The sequence below is a fragment of the Bacteroides sp. D22 genome (genome assembly GCF_000163675.1).
GTDB lineage: Bacteria > Bacteroidota > Bacteroidia > Bacteroidales > Bacteroidaceae > Bacteroides > Bacteroides xylanisolvens.
In genome coordinates, this window is the sequence record NZ_GG774796.1 from 1 (window position 1) to 17,824 (window position 17,824).

Below are 17,824 nucleotides of genomic sequence, written 5' to 3' on the forward strand. Positions count from 1 at the left end.
GAGGGTTCAACGCCGCCATAATAATCACGGACCACATCTGCCTTGGCTTGTTTAACGCTATAGCCCCGTCTGGACATCCAGGAACTCATACCACCAAAAGTGGTATGCTGATCGCGGCAAACATCGGCTAAAGAACAATTGTAGTCTACTTTCAATACTTCAAGGAAATGTTTCCAAGTTTTTCCAAATCGATTTTCTGCTAAATCCATAATGCTTCATTTTTATACATCGCAAAAATATAAGAATGAAAAAAGGGCGACAAGATAGAATCGCGGAGACGCTTACAGCGGTAACGAATGATTTTACCTTATTTCAATCCTCGCTTTCACCCGTAATTCTCTCATTCATAACAGTTTCGGCTATAAGGTGAAATCGGTGAAACTTATGAATTAAAAGTTCATGTTACTGATCCGTATTAATAATAATTGTGATCTACTCATACATAAAGAAATCCCCTGTCGGACTAGCCGGCAGGGGATTCTGTCATTAATCAAATTAAGCTCTCGCTATTGAAATCTAGCAATTTCTAGTCTTTTAATTTTGCGATGATGAAGTCGCGGTTCAAGCGGGCGATGTTGCTGATAGAGATGTTCTTCGGACATTCAGCTTCACAAGCACGAGTGTTTGTACAGTTACCGAATCCCAGTTCGTCCATCTTTGACAACATAGCTTTTGCCCGACGCAAAGCTTCCGGTTTACCTTGCGGCAGCAAGTTCAACTGGCTGACTTTTGCAGAAACGAACAACATAGCAGAACCATTCTTACATGCAGCTACACAAGCACCGCAACCGATACAAGAAGCAGCATCCATAGCTTCGTCAGCGATAGGTTTCGCAATCAGGATAGCGTTAGCATCCTGCGGAGCACCTGTGCGTACGCTTACATAACCACCAGCTTGCATAATCTTGTCGTATGCAGTACGGTCTACCATCAAATCCTTGATGACAGGGAAACCAGCCGAACGCCAAGGTTCAACAGTGATGGTATCACCGTCGTTGAAACGACGCATATAGATTTGGCAAGTAGTAGCACCTGTTGCAGGACCGTGCGGGTGTCCGTTGATGTAAAGAGAACACATACCGCAAATACCTTCGCGGCAGTCATGGTCGAATACTACCGGTTCTTTTCTTTCGCTGATGAGCTGTTCGTTCAGAATATCCAGCATTTCGAGGAAGGAAGTATCGCCAGGGATATCTTTCATTTGGTAGGTTTCAAAAGCACCTTTAGCCTTCGGACCAGCTTGGCGCCATACCTTCAGTGTAAATGATATATTTTTATCCATTTTCTTCTAATTCTTTTAAATGTTTAACTTCACCGATTAGCTCTTGTAGTTACGGGTTTGAACCTTGATAGCTTCGTATACCAACGGCTCTTTGTATAATACCGGAGCTTTTTCATCGTCACCTTGATATTCCCAACATGCTACATAGAAGAAGTTTTCGTCATCACGTTTAGCTTCTCCTTCTTCAGTCTGGTATTCTTCACGGAAGTGACCACCACAACTTTCGTTACGGTTCAATGCATCGTAAGCAACAAGCTCACCCATAGTGATGAAGTCGTACAGACGGATTGCTTTGTCAAGCTCTACGTTCATACCTTCCTTAGAACCGGGGATAAACAAGTTCGTTTCGAATTCCTTGCGGATTTCTTTCAGTTCGGCGATACCTTTCTTCAGGCCTTCTGCCGTACGTCCCATACCTACATATTCCCACATGACATGACCCAGTTTCTTGTGGATAGAATCAACAGATTCTTTACCCTGGATGCTCATGAACTTGTCAATCTTAGCTTGAACTGCTTTTTCAGCTTCAGCAAATTCAGGAAGATCGGTAGAGAAACGAGGAACAGTGATCTGGTCTGCCAGATAGTTCTGGATAGTGTAAGGCAATACGAAGTAACCGTCAGCCAAACCTTGCATCAATGCAGAAGCACCGAGGCGGTTTGCACCATGGTCGGAGAAGTTACATTCACCGATAGCGAACAGACCCTTGATAGTGGTTTGCAGTTCGTAGTCTACCCAGATACCACCCATTGTATAGTGGATAGCCGGATAAATCATCATCGGGTTATAATATTTCACACCACTGATTTCTTTAGCCAGTTCGCCCGGATTAACATCAGTGATTTCTTCGTACATATCGAAGAGGTTACCATAACGTTGAAGAACAACGTCGATACCCAAACGGTTGATAGCTTCAGAGAAGTCGAGGAATACGGCCAAACCTGTGTTGTTTACACCGAAACCAGCGTCGCAACGTTCTTTAGCGGCACGGCTGGCAACGTCACGCGGAACCAGGTTACCGAATGCCGGATAGCGGCGTTCCAAATAATAGTCGCGGTCTTCTTCCGGAATATCACTTCCTTTGATTTCGCCTTTCTGGAGTTTTACAGCATCTTCTTTCTTCTTCGGAACCCAGATACGACCGTCGTTACGGAGAGATTCAGACATCAAAGTCAGCTTAGACTGCTTGTCACCATGTACCGGAATACAAGTCGGGTGAATCTGAACGTATGCAGGATTTGCGAATACAGCACCCTTGCGGTAGCAAGAGATAGCAGCTGTACAGTTACAACCCATAGCGTTAGTAGACAGGAAGTAAGCGTTACCATAACCACCAGTAGCGATTACTACAGCGTGAGCGGCGAAACGTTCCAATTCGCCTGTTACAAGATTTTTTGCGATGATACCGCGGGCACGTCCGTCAACGATGACAACATCCTGCATTTCGTAGCGGGTATACAGTTTAACAGTACCTACGTTTACCTGACGGCTCAATGCAGAGTAAGCACCCAGCAGCAACTGCTGACCAGTCTGGCCTTTAGCGTAGAAAGTACGGGATACCTGTGCGCCACCGAAAGAACGGTTATCTAGTGTACCGCCATATTCGCGAGCGAAAGGAACACCTTGCGCTACACATTGGTCGATGATAGCGTTAGACACTTCAGCCAAACGATATACGTTTGCTTCACGGGCACGATAGTCGCCACCTTTTACAGTATCGTAGAACAGACGGTAAACCGAGTCACCATCATTTTGATAATTCTTTGCAGCATTGATACCACCCTGTGCAGCGATAGAGTGTGCACGACGGGGAGAATCCTGAATACAGAAATTGAATACTCTGAAACCCATTTCACCAAGTGAAGCAGCGGCAGAAGCACCTGCCAGACCCGTACCCACAACGATGATGTCCAAACGACGTTTATTAGCGGGGTTCACCAATTTCTGGTGAGCTTTATAGTTGGTCCATTTCTCAGCCACCGGGCCTTCTGGAATTTTTGAATCTATCTTGATCATAATATTATTTACAATTTAATCATTTACAATTTACTATTTAGCAAGCACCGCCACAAATCAGTGTTTTCACGAAGAATACCACTACTACCAGTGCGAAACCGAGTACAACAATCGTAGAATAGATGTTAGAAATACATTTCCAACGATTGATCCATACTTTGTTGTTCCATCCCAGTGATTGCATAGAGCTCCAGAAACCGTGAGTCAGGTGGAACCACAAAGCAAACAGCCAAACGAGGTAAAGAACTACGTAAACCGGGCTAGAGAAAGTCTGCTGGATGTGATAAGCACCGTTAGCGGCATAAGCCAGCGTCAGTGTATCAGCGTGCATGCCCATGTTGTGCATCAGTTCCGGCAACTGCATTTTTGCCCAGAAGTTGAAGAGGTGCAAACCAAGACCTACGATGACGATCAGACCCAGCACCAACATGTTTTGAGATGCCCATTCTACAGTTTTCGGTTTGTCAACCACTGCATAGCGTTCGCTACCACGCGCTTTGCGATTCTGCATGGTCAGCCAGAATGCGTAGATGATGTGAATCACGAAAAGAGCAGCCAGTCCTGCGGTAGCCACTAATGCATACCAGTTTGCTCCCAGGAACTCACAAATCATGTTGTAACCATCAGCCGAGATGATCGCAACCAAGTTCATCGCCATGTGAAATGTTAGAAACAGGACAAGGGCGATACCGGTAACGCTCATCACCACTTTCCTTCCTACAGATGAATTACTTAACCACATAAATGATTGAATTTAAATTATTTAATTGTTAGAACTAAAATTTCGACGTTTTACACCTCTTACGGACTGCAAAAATAGGGGAAATAGATTGATTGAGCAAGGAATTAAAGAAATAATTCTTTAATAATGGATCAATACGCCAATGTGTCAATATGCCAGCCAGTATGCGCGCATGGTGCAACTGATTGGCACATTAGTAGGATGGGACTGTTTATTGTACCTTTCCGATTTTCTCACCACCGGCTGCTTTTTTGCGTAAAGCGCGTGGGGTATCGCCAAAAGAGTCTTTACAGAAGTGTGCGAAATGCGACAGGGAGTCGAATCCGTATCTGTTACAGATTTCAGTGATTCGCATTTTGGTGTGCTGCAGGTCTTCCAGGATTCCTTCCCGTTTCTTTTCCAGTATCCATTCGTATACGGGCACACCATAGAGGTTTTTGAAAAGGCGGCGGAAAGTAGTGGTCGTATATCCTCCCAGATGCGCAAATTCTTCCACGTTCTTCACGTTGCTGTAATTCTGCATGACGAAATAGTGGAAACTTTCCGTATAAGTGCTGATCGGATAGAAGAATGAACCCAGTTGGGGCAGCGGATAGAAGTTGGTAATCAAGAAAACCAGTTCTTTGCATTTTAAGTCGATATACTTGCTGCAAGGGTTTTCTTCAGCGAGGAATTCGGGCATACTGGTGACAAGGTGGTAAAGCCTTTCGCTCATAATCAGTGGAGTGTAGGTCAAAGGAGCTTCCGCCTGTTCCATCATTTCCTTATATCGGTCTTCGCAAAGCAAAGGCAGTTCGTTGAACCAGTAGACAACGTATTCAACATCTGTCAGTGCCAGTATTTCGACCTTGGAGCCAATAGCTTGCAAAACAATTTGTCTCTCGCGTAACGTTATTCCGGGATGCTCTTCGCTATTGATAAGTAATTCGCCCTTTATCATAAAAAGCATACAATTCTGCGTACACTTATCCTTGGGGATATGCTCTCCTTTAGGTAAGTTTCTATATACAAGGATATTCTCAACATTTTTTGGACATCCCGTACAGTTGGTATATTGTATGCAAAATGAATCTCCTGGCATGAGTTTTATGCGTGATTTATTATCTTAACGGAACAAAGATAGGCTTTTTTTGCGGAAAATGGAACTCTTTCTTTTATTTATGTTTTAGTAGAAACCTGCAAATATTATTCTTATCCCTTTGGATGATGTTAGAGAATTCAATATTTATCTGTTGTAAATTTCTGAATAGAAAACTTTATGTTGATTTTTGGAAGTATTATAGTTGTTTTTGAACATCTGTTTGCTTTTGATATGCGTATTTTTGCGATCTAAACGTTTTAATTATCAATCATTATGCTAATGCTAAGAAAAATTGTATTCTTCCTTTTTGTGTTTGTTGGATTATCATTGTTTGCACAACAAGACTATATGGTCAGTTCTTATGTGCGGGGTAATTTTTACAACCGTGGTCGTATCTCTACAGAAAGCTTGCGGGCAAGTGACGACCTTATTTTCTTGAATGTTCATCCTAATAAAGACGGATCATTGTCATTTGAGAATCCACGTGCATTTCAGGGAAAAGGGGTGACCACTTGGGAAGGTTTGATTAAATCGGTTCGTGCAAAAGTAAAAGGTACAAAAGTGAAAATACGTTTGGGAGCTTCCAGTGGCGAATGGAAAGCGATGGTGGCCGATGAGGCCGCTCGTACGACGTTTGCAAAGAACATAAAGACTGTACTGGAAAAGAATAAACTGGATGGCATTGATCTTGATTTTGAGTGGGCAGAAAATGAGAAAGAATATAAAGATTATAGTTTGGCTATCCTGAAGATGCGGGAAGTGTTGGGAAACAAGTATCTTTTCAGTGTATCTCTGCATCCTGTTTGTTATAAGATTAGTAAGGAAGCTATTGAAGCTGTTGATTTTATTTCACTTCAGTGCTATGGTCCTTCACCGGTTCGTTTTCCGATAGAGAAATATTGTTCGGATATACAGATGGTATTGGAGTATGGTATTCCGAAGGAAAAACTGGTGGCAGGAGTTCCTTTTTATGGGGTGACCAAAGATAATTCAAAGAAGACAGAGGCTTATTTCAATTTTGTACAGGATGGATTGATTACAAGCCCGGCACAGAATGAAGTGGTATATCAGGGAGATACTTATGTATTTGACGGTCAGGATAACATTCGTATCAAAACCCGTTATGCAAAGGAACAGAAGCTGAAAGGTATGATGAGTTGGGATTTAGCTACGGATTTGCCGTTAAGTGACAGCAGGTCATTACTAAAAACAATGACTGAAGAATTGAGGGAATGACTTAGTTCGTACGACTGCTGCTTGTGAATCCTTTTTGTAGATGCTGTCTAACAGGCTCTGTTTTAATAGGTTCCTCCCCTCCTTTATTATAATTAGATTTATAAAGAATGTGTTAAAACACTTTTCTTTAGAGAAATACTTCTGCCGCATCGTTTGAAGTGGCCTCCAAAAAAGTTGGACGGTTTATAAATTAGCAAGATAGATAAAGAGTTCGGTATTAGCACCGGACTCTTTCCTTTTAATTTAGGCATTATGACTTTACCCTCTTCTTTTTCGGTAGGAGCTTAATTCGTTTTTCAAAACGTATTAAATGTAAATGGCTCTCTCCCTTTTTATGATTGTATGATCTGCTTCAGGTAGTCCGAAGGCGAGACGCCAAATTCCTCTTTAAAGCATTGACGGAAATACCCCGTACTGTTCATTCCTACCTTATAGGCGATTTCAGAGATGTTGAACTTCCCTTCAAGCAATAAACGTTCTGCATTCTGCATTTTCACTTTCCGGATATATTCGTTGGTCGATAATCCTGTCAGTGCTTTCATTTTCCGGTAGAGGGTGGAACCGCTCATACACATCTTGTCTGAAAGATAGGTAATATCAATTTTCTCCGAAGAGAGGTTTTCTTCGATTAAAAGGGTGATTTTTTCAATAAATTCATTATCCAGCTTGCTTAGAGCTTCGGCGATTACGATACGTTTTTCTTTTAAATCTGCCTGATTGCCCGGAACGGATTGTGTCTGGAATTGAGCTATCAGTTTCTTTCTTGATTCCAGCAGATTATTGATACGGCTACGCAGCAGAGAAGCACTGAAAGGCTTTGTCAGATAAGAATCGGCTCCTACCTCATATCCTTCTTCTTTATCTTGCAGAGAATCCTTGGCTGTCAATAAGATGACAGGGATATGACTGGTTCGTACGTCCTCTTTCAATTGCCGGCAGAGGGTGATACCGTCCATGACAGGCATCATAATATCGCTGACTACAATATCTGGGATGCGGCTAAGAGCTTGTTGCTTCCCTTCTTCTCCATTGTAGGCGGTGAGTACTTCGAACGAATCAGCGAAGGACTCGGCGATATATTTCTGTATCTCTTCATTGTCTTCTACAATCAACAGGATTGGTTTGCCGGTATCCAGTGTGGTTTCTTGTGGATATTCAAGGCTTGCTTCCTGATTCGTATCTTCTTGAATCGGTTCTGTAGAATCTGCGTGTAAAGCATTGGGATAGATATTATCCGTCAATAGGCTGATATAGAAGGTACTTCCTTCGTTTTGCATACTTTCTGCCCGGATTTCTCCTTCATGCAGGGTGACCAGATTTTTCACTAGGGCCAAGCCAATGCCTGTTCCGGATGCCTGATGCTTGCCGCTTTCCTGATAATAACGGTCAAAAATATGTGGCAGGGCTTCAGCAGAAATTCCATATCCCGTGTCACTGACTTTTATCTCCGTATAAGCAACTTCATTGCGCATTGTCTGATACAAACTTAGAGTGACGCGTCCCTGTTCCGTATATTTGATCGCATTGGAAATCAGGTTGTCCAAAACGATGGTAATGATTTCCTTATCAAAGAAAAGGAGCATTTCTTCTTTCTCTATCTGAATCTGGAAATCAATCCTGGTCTTTTGATTTAGTTCTTTGTATTTAAGCCCTATCTCATAGATCAGAGGAGCGATATTGCCTTTGCTGACACACAATTTCTTGTTTTGTGTCTCTGTCTTCCGGAATTCCAGTATTTGATTAATCAAGTTGAGCAGCCGTAGTGCACTCTGATGAATGACAGATAACTTCTGGGCTTGTTTTGCCGGAAGTGAGGTTTCTTTTTGCATATCTTCCAAGGGACCGAGGATTAAGGTCAACGGTGTACGTAGTTCATGGGTGATATTGGTGTAGAACCGCAAACGTTCCTGGTTCAATTCCTGTTCCTGCTCATGGTTTTTCTTTTCCAAAGTATAGAGGCTTTCCAAATCCAGCTTCTTTTTATATGCATGCAGGATAAGATAAATGATGCTGATAGATACCAAAATATAGATAAGTTTTGCCCACCATGTCAGCCAAAGAGGGGGATTGACACGGATGGTAAGTGAAGTCGCTTCTTCCGGCCATTCCTGATTATGTACCCTTGCTTTGATGAGGAATTCATATTTTCCCGGAGGAATGTTTCGGAAAGTGACGCTGTTGTTCTCATTGACGGTGTACCATGAGTTTTCAAGCCCTTTCAGCATATAAACATATTCCACTTGGTTGACTAGTGAGTAGTTTTGTACGTTAAATGTAAGTCCAAAGCTATTTTGCGCATGACTTAGTTCTACATTCTGTCCTTTGGATAAATTGATAATCATGTCATTATTTTCCAGGTTGCTCAATCGTCCGAGTATTTTCATTTCTGTGATAACTGCTGCCGGAGCTGGTTGTTCGTTCATGGTGATATCGGGATTGAAGCAGCATACTCCATTGATAGAACCGAAATAAATCCATCCGTTCTTGTTTTGTGTTACACAACTGCTTGAGAAACTTCCCGCCGGTACATCATCAGAGTGACCATAGTTGTAAAAACAGTCTTTGCTTGTAACATAACAGCTGATCCCTTTGTTGTTACTAAACCAGATATTTCCTTTTTTGTCTTCTGCTATAGCGCAGATATTCGTATTGATCAAGCCGTCTTTCCGTTGATAAGTCTTATAATTCAGTTCATCGGTAGACAGGAAACAAACCAATCCCTCTCCTGTTCCTATCCACATTCTTTTTTGTTTATCTTGTATGATCTGGTTGATAGTATTGGAACAGAAACCATCCCTTTGAGTGAACGTTTTGATTTTTTGTAAGTCCGGAGTGTATATACCAAGTCCGTCTCCGAAAGTCCCAATCCAGAAACGCCCTTTCTCATCTTGAGCTATGGAGCGTATAAAGTTGCTTTGTAGTTCGCTGTTTTCTGTATTATAATGTCGGATAATCTCCATTGTAAGAGGGTTCAATACAACAATCCCTCCACTGTATCCTACCCAAATGTTGTGTTGGGCATCTTCATAGATCGTACGAACATCCTGATTAGACTGCCCCATAAGAGAGATGGAACGGAATTTTTTATTCCGGTTATCATAATAGCTGATTCCCCCTTGGTAGGAACCAAACCATAAATTACCTTTTGAATCCTGCAAAGAGGCTAATATAAAATTCGAAGGAATATTTCCACTCTCTTTTTTATAGATAGCGATACGTTTCTCTCCTTCAAATACATTGATTCCTCCACCGTCTGTTCCGATCCAAACCCGTCCTTGTCTGTCCATACAGAGGCTACTGGCTACTTTATTGTTCAAACTGTTCTCATTGTTTGGAATAGGAGAATAGCTCAATGTGGTGAACAAAGGTGATTTACTGCTGATAAAATTGATTCCTCCTCCCCATGTTCCTATCCAAATGTTATCAAAAGAATCCTGAAATATGCATCGGGCACTTGCGTTAGAGAGGCTTCGGCTATCGTCACCTTCCTGTATGTATTCAAGAGAAATCTCCTCTGGTGAGAGAAACATACTTTGTTTTAGGTTCAATATAGCAATGCCATTCAGCTCGGAGGCAATCCAAAGCTTATTATCTTTTAGTTGGCGGATAGATAATATACGACTGCATAAAGTGTCATACTTGTCATTCTTGTTTTTTTTGAACGTAATGAAGTTTTCATTAGCAGCATTATATAGGGCCAATCCTTTATTTGTACCTAACCAGATATTTCCGTTCGTATCTTTTATAATACAAAACACATCATTACCGGGTAAACTCATTGGGTTTCCGGCTTCGTTCCGGAAGTTTTTTACACTTTTATCTTTAAGAGAAAGAATACTGAACCCGCTTCCGACATGTCCGATATACAAATTCCCATCACCTCCGTCCAATACTGTCCATGTTTGCTCACAGGGTAGATCGGGAACTGTATTTTTATTATAATGAGTGAATTGTCCGCTGGTGATATCAAGATATTCTATACCTCTATAATAGGTACTAATCCATAAACCATCATCATGTTGAGTGGAAGGAGAAATGTCTGTTACGTCATTCGTAATCAAACTATGTGGATTCTTCGGGTTATGCTGATAAGCGGTAAATGTTTGCTCATTATAATTATATGCATTTAGTCCGTCTCGTTGAGTGGCTATCCAAATAATGGGACGTTTCGTGTCAGCATACACCCGGTTAAGCTCGTTGCCGGTGATTCCCTGATTGTCCTGTGTCAAATCATTTTTATAGTAAGTAGTAAAGCGGGTACCGTCAAACTTATTAAGTCCTTCTTCTGTGGCAAACCATAAGAACCCTTGTTTATCTTGTGTAATGCTGACTACATAATTATTTGATAATCCTTGCTCTATCCCCAATCTTTTTACGGAATGAGACTGGGCTATCAACTGAAAAGTTGATAACAAGAATAAAAATAGAATAGAAGCAATGTGTTTTTTCATAACTCGTGCTTATTTGTTTCAATTACAAGTCCAAAAATAGGAATAAATATTTTATTTAGAGTATACAAATCGTTCATTGCATGATTTGTGTAGTTCTTCTGCATGATTTTTGTTTATTCAGTCTATATCAATGACGTATATTTGTGTTCGAAAAAACAACAAAAAATGTTTAATCTTTAAATTCTAATTTATGAGGTATTTAAGAATCTTATGCATATGTGTCATACAGCTGTTTCTGTCTGCTGTTGCATTTGCACAAACACAAGTTACAGGACATGTAGCTGATGTAAGGGGAGAGGATATCATTGGTGCCAATGTAACTGTAAAGGGAACTTCTAATGGGACAATTACAGACATCGATGGTAATTTTACAATTAATGTAGATGATAAGAATGGAACACTGGCAGTCTCATTTATTGGTTATAAGACTAAAGAAGTGAAGATTGGCGAAAAGGCACGTCTTCAGATTGTTCTTGAAGAAGATACCGAAACTTTGGATGAAGTTGTAGTGGTAGGTTATGGTACACAAACCAAGAAAAGTTTGACCGGAGCAATCAGTGATGTCAAGTCTGATGCGTTGACACGTTCTGTTTCTACTACTACTGCCGGAGCGTTGTCCGGTAAAATAGCAGGTGTATCTACACGTGCTGTGGATGCTCGTCCGGGTAGGGGAATTAATCTCGAAATTCGTAATATGGGTAGTCCGCTGTTTGTAATTGATGGTATTCCTTATGGAGGTATGAATAGTCGTGACTGGTTGCAGGCATCGGATGTTTCCGGTAGTGATGTCTTTAATGCTCTAAACATTGAAGATATTGAAAGTATCACAGTCTTGAAGGATGCTTCTGCTGCTATTTACGGTTTGCGTGCATCAAATGGTGTGGTTTTGGTAACTACCAAGAAAGGTAAAAAGAATGATAAGGTAAGTATCAATGTAAATGGATATTATGGCTGGCAAAACCTGACCCGTTTCCCGAAATTGGCAAATGCGGGACAATATGTAAGAGGGCTGGCTGAAGCAGCGCAGAACAGAGGCGAAGATCCAAGCAAGCTATATAGCCCCGAAGAACTGGCGAAATGGGAAGCTGGTACGGAACCGGGATATAAGAGTTATGACTATTATGATATGGTGATGAGAAAAAATGTGCCGCAGTATCACATCAATGCTAATGTGACGGGTGGCTCTGAAAAGACTAACTACTACCTTTCTGTAGCCCATACCGGACAGGATGCTATGATGCGTGACTTCAAATATGAACGTACTAACCTTCAGTTGAATATTGATACAAAGATTACAGACCGTTTTACGATCGGTGCACAGATCAGCGGTAAATACGAAAAGACCGAAGATGTAGGTTTGCCTGGCGGTGATGGATATTATTCGGCTATTTTGTCTATGTTCAAAATGCAACCGATTGAAAGTCCTTATGCTAATGATAATCCGGAGTATATCAATAATGTACATGAGAATGGTTACAATCCGGCAGCTTTTAGCCGTGATATTGCCGGCTATAAAGATAATCTGACTCGTAATGCCAATATCAATGCTTATGCGCAGTATGATTTCTCATTTGGTTTGACTGCAAAGGCTACTTTCTCGTACAATTATACTAACAGTCGTTTTGACGGTTATCAATATGCTTATCAGATTTATACCTACGATAAAGAGAAAGATACTTATAATGGAACTCCTGCCGTAGGACGTTGGAGAAGTCAAATTGATCGTAGCGTTCCTGCGCGTTATATGCAGTTACAATTGAATTATGCCAAACAGATTAAGAATCACAATATTTCGGCTGTTTTGGGTTATGAAGCCTCCGATTACGATTGGACTAAGAAGACTTATGGAACAGAACCTTCTACCGACTATTTGCCGCTATTGCAGTTCGATGAACTTAACAGTTTCGGTGATGAATGGAGCTACGAGGCACGTGCCGGATGGATTGGCCGTATCAATTACGATTTTGCTCATAAATATCTGGTCGAATTACTGGCTCGTTATGATGGTTCTTATCTTTATGCAGCGAATAATCGTTGGGGATTCTTCCCGGGTGTATCTATCGGTTGGAGAATCTCGGAAGAGAAATTCTTTGAAAAGTTGAGACCAGTTGTAGATGATTTAAAGATTCGTGCTTCTATTGGTCAGACAGGTACAGAAAAAGATGTAAAGTTGTTCGATTACTTGAATGGTTATACCTGGAATAATGGTAACGCTGTATTGGATGGTGAACTGGTTACCGGACTGAATCAAAGAGGATTGCCTATTACAAATTTGTCCTGGACTAAGAATACGACATCGAATATCGGTTTTGATTTGACTATGTTCAATAATCGTTTGAAGATCACAGCCGATGCTTTCCGTAAGGATATTACTGGTGTGCCGGCTGCTCGCTATGATGTATTGCTTCCGAGCGAAGTAGGCTATTCGTTACCTAACGAAAATTTGAACAAACAAGCTTATATCGGTGCGGAGGGTATGGTTACATGGACCGACCATATCGGTGATTTGAACTATACTGTAAGCGGTAACTTTACTTTCTCACGTTACAAAAGTATTGAGACTTACAAACCGCGTTTTAATAACTCTTGGGACGAATACCGCAATTCGGCGGAAGGCCGTTGGGGAGGTATTTATTGGGGGTATCAGGTTATCGGACAATTCCAGTCGGAAGAAGAAATTCGTAATTATCCGGTAAACCTGGATGGAAATAATAACCGCACCCTGCTTCCCGGTGACTTTATCTATAAAGATGTGAATGGTGATGGCATCATCAATGGTATGGATGAGCGCCCTATCGGTTATCCTGAAGGCTGGGCACCTATCATGTCATTTGGTGGTAATATTGGTTTGCAGTGGAAGGGCATTGACTTGAATATCGACCTTTCCGGTGGTGCTATGCAAGGATGGAGACAGAACTATGAGTTGGCCAATGCATATCATGGCAACGGAAACTCTCCGGTTTATTTGTTGGAAGACCGTTGGCATCGTGCCGACTTGTATGATCCGGATAGTGAATGGATACCGGGACGTTATCCGGCCATCCGTAAAGGTGAATTCAGCTATAACAATAAGAATAGTGACTTTTGGTTGCACAACGTACGCTATCTGCGTATCAAGAACCTGGAAGTGGGTTACAGCCTGCCGGCTCAACTGTTGAGACCGATCCGTGCACAGAAGGTACGTGTTTATGCGAATGTTTCTAACTTGTGTTCGTTCGACAATGTGGGTAAGTTTGGAGTCGATCCTGAAATTACCGCCGCAGCTGCAGTGGTATATCCGCAACAACGTACATTCCTCCTTGGATTTAATATTACATACTAAAAACGAAAGTGATCATGAAAAGCAAATCTATAAAAATACTTCTGATGGGAGCTGCCATCACTTCCATGTTGTCGAGTTGTGGTGACAGTTGGTTCGAAAGAGAACCCAAAAACATTCTTACTAATGAGTTGGTATGGAATGATCCGAACATGATTAAATCGCAGTTGGCCAATCTTTATAATCGTATTCCACAGTTGCACGGTGATTTCAATACCGGTGGTATGTGTGAAACAGACGATGCGATGTATTGTGGTACATTAGATCAGAATTATCGTAACGAACTGCGTTATGGAAACGATTACGGACGCTGGTGGGATTACGGACTGATACGTGACATCAATATGTCTATTGAGAATATCGATAAGTATGGAACCGATATTTCGGCAGATGAGAAACTTCAGTTCAAGGCAGAGTTCCGTTTTATCCGCGCCTACGTTTATTTTGAGCTTGTAAGACGTATGGGTGGTGTACCATTGATTACAACGACTTTGGAGTATGACTTTAGCGGAGATCCTTCTTATTTACGCAATCCACGTGCAAAGGAACACGAAATATATGATTTTGTATATAGTGAATGTGAAGCGATTAAGTCGCAATTGGGTAATAAAGGCAGTCAGACTCGTGCCAACTATTACACAGCGTTAGCGTTAGAAAGTCGCGCTATGTTGTATGCCGGTTCTATCGCTAAGTACAACGCGCTGAAAACTCCTAATATTGTGACTTCCGGTGGAGAAGTGGGTATTCCGTCCGATATGGCAGATGATTACTATCGCAAATCATTGACAGCTTCGCAAGAGATTATCACAAAAGGTGGATATGAACTTTATGAGAAGGAGTCAGATAAAGGGGTGAACTTCTATAAGATGCTTATGGACAAGACCCTGAATAAGGAAGCAATTTGGGTGAAAGATTATAAGAATCCTCTGAAGGTGCATAGCTTCGGTTATGATAATGTAGTTCATCATTTAAGAGAGGATAACGACAACTCTTCTTGCATCGGCCCGTCACTAGGATTGGTAGAGGCTTTCGATTATCTGGATGGAACTCCGGGAACGTTACATTATAAGAATGGTGATGATTATGTAGTATATGACACTCCAAGCGATATTTTTGCCAATAAGGATGAACGTTTGTATGGTACGATTATCTATCCGGGTTCCAAGTTCAGAAATCAAGATGTGGATATTCAGGCAGGAGTAGCAGTTTGGAACGATAAGACCGGTTCTTATGACTTGCTGACAGACCCGAAATTGGGAAGTTTTTATGAAGATAATAAAACTTTTGTCGGCCAGGACGGACCTCAAACCAACAGTCCTAATGTGAGCAACACCGGATTCTATATCCGTAAGTTTATCAGTGAGGCTTCCGGTTACACTCTCCGTAACTACGCTGAAAACTGGTGGCCTTGGTTCCGTTTGGGTGAAATCTATTTGAATGCCGCCGAAGCTGCTTTCGAATTGAATGACGAGCCGACAGCTTTACCCTACATCAACCGCTTGCGTCAGCGTGCCGGTTTCCCGGCCAACAGCTTGACAATAGAAAAGATTCAGAACGAACGTCGTGTGGAACTGGCTTTCGAAGATCACCGTTATTTTGATATGAAACGATGGAGAATAGCTGATATTACCTGGAACGGAAATATTGATAATGATAAAGCTATCGTATATGGTTTATATCCTTATCGTATTGCAGTGGCAAAACCGGGAACACAGGATCAGGACAAGTACATTTTCGTAAAGACCAGATCCGAACGTTTCAAGGTGGCAAGAACCTTCCAGCAGTCCAACTATTATTCATTCATTGCTGATGATGTAATTAATAACAATCCGACGATTGTTAAGAATCCATTCCAATAAAAAATAAGAGATTATGAAAAAGATTATACCTTTCTTTATTATGATATGTTGTTTGTTGGCAGTAAGCAGTTGCAGCTACGACAACTTTGAGGAACCTAAAGCCACATTAACCGGAAAAGCTATTTATGATGGTGAGGCAGTAGGGGTTAGAAGCGGAAGTTCCGAATTTGCTTTGTTTCAGGATGGTTATGCTCTGAAAGGTTCTATTCCGGTGTATATTGCCCAAGATGGAAGTTATTCCGTGTCGCTTTTCAATGGTGATTACAAATTGGTGCGTATGGGTAATGCACCTTGGGAAAGGCCTTCTAATGATACGATCTATATTAGCGTAAAAGGAAACACTGTGCAGGATATTCCTGTGACGCCGTATTTCTTTGTCAGAAACGTGTCTTTTGCTAAAAACGGTAACAAGATTACAGCACGTTTCACCATTAACAAAGTGGTTGCCAATGCCAATATGGAAAACGTAGGTATCTATCTAGGTACAGGTATTTTGACGGATGAGAAGCAGAAAGAAGCAGAGTTGAAGTTGGGTAATGCTGTTTCACTCGATCAGGAAAACACAGCTGAAATTGAAATCCCGAGTGGTTTGGTAAACGAATCGTATCTTTACGCCCGTGTGGGAGTCAAATCGGACAAATCATCAGAATATTGCTATAGTCAGTCTATTAAGGTAGCATTGAAATAAATAGTATCAAGAATATAATACTTGAGGGGGAAGTATCGCAACCTGATATTTCCCCCTTTATCTAATGAATGAAAATAATGATAGTAACGATTAAACAAACTCTAATTGCGTTCGGCCTGCTGTTAGCGGTGACATTTCCTGCTTTCGCACAATCAGGGAATCCTGTCTTGCCGGGTTTTCATGCCGATCCTGAAATCTTGTATTCTAATAAGACAAAGAAATACTACATTTATTCTACTACAGACGGTCAGCCTGGATGGGGTGGTTGGTATTTTACTGTTTTTTCGTCCGTCGACTTGAAGAATTGGAAGGATGAAGGAGTCATGCTGGATTTAAAGTCAGACCAAGTGCCTTGGGCGGATGGTAATGCGTGGGCACCATGTATAGAGGAAAAGTTAGTAGGAGATCAATATAAATATTTCTTTTATTACAGTGGAAATCCTAAGACAGGAGGAGGAAAGCAGATTGGAGTGGCTACAAGTGATTCGCCTGCAGGACCGTTTGTTGACTTGGGACATCCTATTATAACGGATTCGCCTACAGGACACGGGCAACAGATTGATGTGGATGTATTCACCGATCCGGCTTCGGGGAAGTCATATTTGTATTGGGGAAACGGTTATATGGCAGGTGCAGAGCTTAATGATGATATGATTTCAATTAAGAAAGAGACTATCACAGTGATGACTCCCGAAGGAGGAACGCTACAGGATTATGCGTATCGTGAGGCTGCTTATGTGTTTTATCGTAACGGGCTTTACTATTTCATGTGGTCGGTAGACGATACCGGCTCTCCTAATTATCATGTAGCTTATGGCACTTCGACATCACCTTTGGGGCCGATTAAAGTGGCCAAGAGCCCTGTCGTATTGATTCAAAACCCGGAGAAGGAAATATATGGCCCTGCTCATAATTCCATATTACAGGTTCCCGGTACTGATAAGTGGTATATTGTTTATCATCGCATTAATAAGAATTATCTGAAGAGTGATCCCGGTGTTCATCGTGAAGTATGCATAGATCGTATGGAATTTAATGAAGATGGGAGCATTAAACAAGTAATACCCACCCGTTAGTTATATCTTTTCGGATTTCAATAGATTGTTTGTATGTTTTTAGAACTGTATTGTGTGATTTGAATAATTAAAAA

General features: G+C 41.4%; 10 protein-coding genes and 1 pseudogene. 5 read left to right on the forward strand and 6 right to left on the reverse strand.

All coding sequences use genetic code 11. The features are described from left to right. From HMPREF0106_RS22765 to HMPREF0106_RS22745, 5 genes and pseudogenes are all read right to left on the reverse strand, one after another. A pseudogene (locus tag HMPREF0106_RS22765) lies at nt 1–209 on the reverse strand (hypothetical protein); the annotation flags it as partial. 317 nt (nt 210–526) lie between these two features. Next, nucleotides 527–1,282: a succinate dehydrogenase/fumarate reductase iron-sulfur subunit gene (locus HMPREF0106_RS22760; protein WP_004298485.1), complete on the reverse strand. Its 756-nt coding sequence runs from the start codon at nt 1,280–1,282 to the stop codon at nt 527–529. Between the two features lie 36 nt (nt 1,283–1,318). Further along, entirely contained in the window at nt 1,319–3,298 is a 1,980-nt protein-coding gene (locus tag HMPREF0106_RS22755; protein ID WP_009038855.1) for a fumarate reductase/succinate dehydrogenase flavoprotein subunit, read from the reverse strand. A 37-nt stretch (nt 3,299–3,335) separates the two neighbouring features. Continuing rightward, complete coding sequence (locus tag HMPREF0106_RS22750; RefSeq protein WP_004298481.1) at nt 3,336–4,040, reverse strand: succinate dehydrogenase/fumarate reductase cytochrome b subunit; 705 nt, start codon at nt 4,038–4,040, stop codon at nt 3,336–3,338. 211 nt (nt 4,041–4,251) lie between these two features. Then, nucleotides 4,252–5,121 carry a helix-turn-helix domain-containing protein gene (locus tag HMPREF0106_RS22745; RefSeq protein WP_004298479.1) on the reverse strand — a complete coding sequence of 290 codons (870 nt, stop codon included), beginning with the start codon at nt 5,119–5,121 and terminating at the stop codon, nt 4,252–4,254. A gap of 273 nt (nt 5,122–5,394) precedes the next feature. Here HMPREF0106_RS22745 and HMPREF0106_RS22740 point away from each other — a divergent pair, with 273 nt between their 5' ends. Further along, nucleotides 5,395–6,357 carry a glycoside hydrolase family 18 protein gene (locus HMPREF0106_RS22740; protein WP_009038856.1) on the forward strand — a complete coding sequence of 321 codons (963 nt, stop codon included), beginning with the start codon at nt 5,395–5,397 and terminating at the stop codon, nt 6,355–6,357. 332 nt (nt 6,358–6,689) lie between these two features. Here the strand turns inward: HMPREF0106_RS22740 and HMPREF0106_RS22735 are convergent, their stop codons facing one another. Next, nucleotides 6,690–10,808 (reverse strand): hybrid sensor histidine kinase/response regulator transcription factor, encoded by a 4,119-nt coding sequence (locus HMPREF0106_RS22735; RefSeq protein ID WP_009038857.1) that lies wholly within the window; start codon nt 10,806–10,808, stop codon nt 6,690–6,692. Nucleotides 10,809–10,998: 190 nt separating this feature from the next. On the opposite strand from HMPREF0106_RS22735, the gene HMPREF0106_RS22730 reads away from it, so the two are divergent. The 4 genes from HMPREF0106_RS22730 (at nt 10,999) to HMPREF0106_RS22715 (ending at nt 17,750) form a co-directional block, all read left to right on the forward strand. Then, nucleotides 10,999–14,130, forward strand: a complete 3,132-nt coding sequence (locus tag HMPREF0106_RS22730) for a SusC/RagA family TonB-linked outer membrane protein (protein WP_009038858.1) — start codon at nt 10,999–11,001, stop codon at nt 14,128–14,130. Between the two features lie 14 nt (nt 14,131–14,144). Then, nucleotides 14,145–15,986 carry a RagB/SusD family nutrient uptake outer membrane protein gene (locus HMPREF0106_RS22725; RefSeq protein ID WP_032850970.1) on the forward strand — a complete coding sequence of 614 codons (1,842 nt, stop codon included), beginning with the start codon at nt 14,145–14,147 and terminating at the stop codon, nt 15,984–15,986. Nucleotides 15,987–15,999: 13 nt separating this feature from the next. Then, nucleotides 16,000–16,674: a DUF3823 domain-containing protein gene (locus tag HMPREF0106_RS22720; RefSeq protein WP_008642297.1), complete on the forward strand. Its 675-nt coding sequence runs from the start codon at nt 16,000–16,002 to the stop codon at nt 16,672–16,674. Between the two features lie 68 nt (nt 16,675–16,742). Beyond that, complete coding sequence (locus tag HMPREF0106_RS22715) at nt 16,743–17,750, forward strand: family 43 glycosylhydrolase (protein ID WP_008646688.1); 1,008 nt, start codon at nt 16,743–16,745, stop codon at nt 17,748–17,750. The last annotated feature ends 74 nt before the right edge of the window (nt 17,751–17,824 follow it).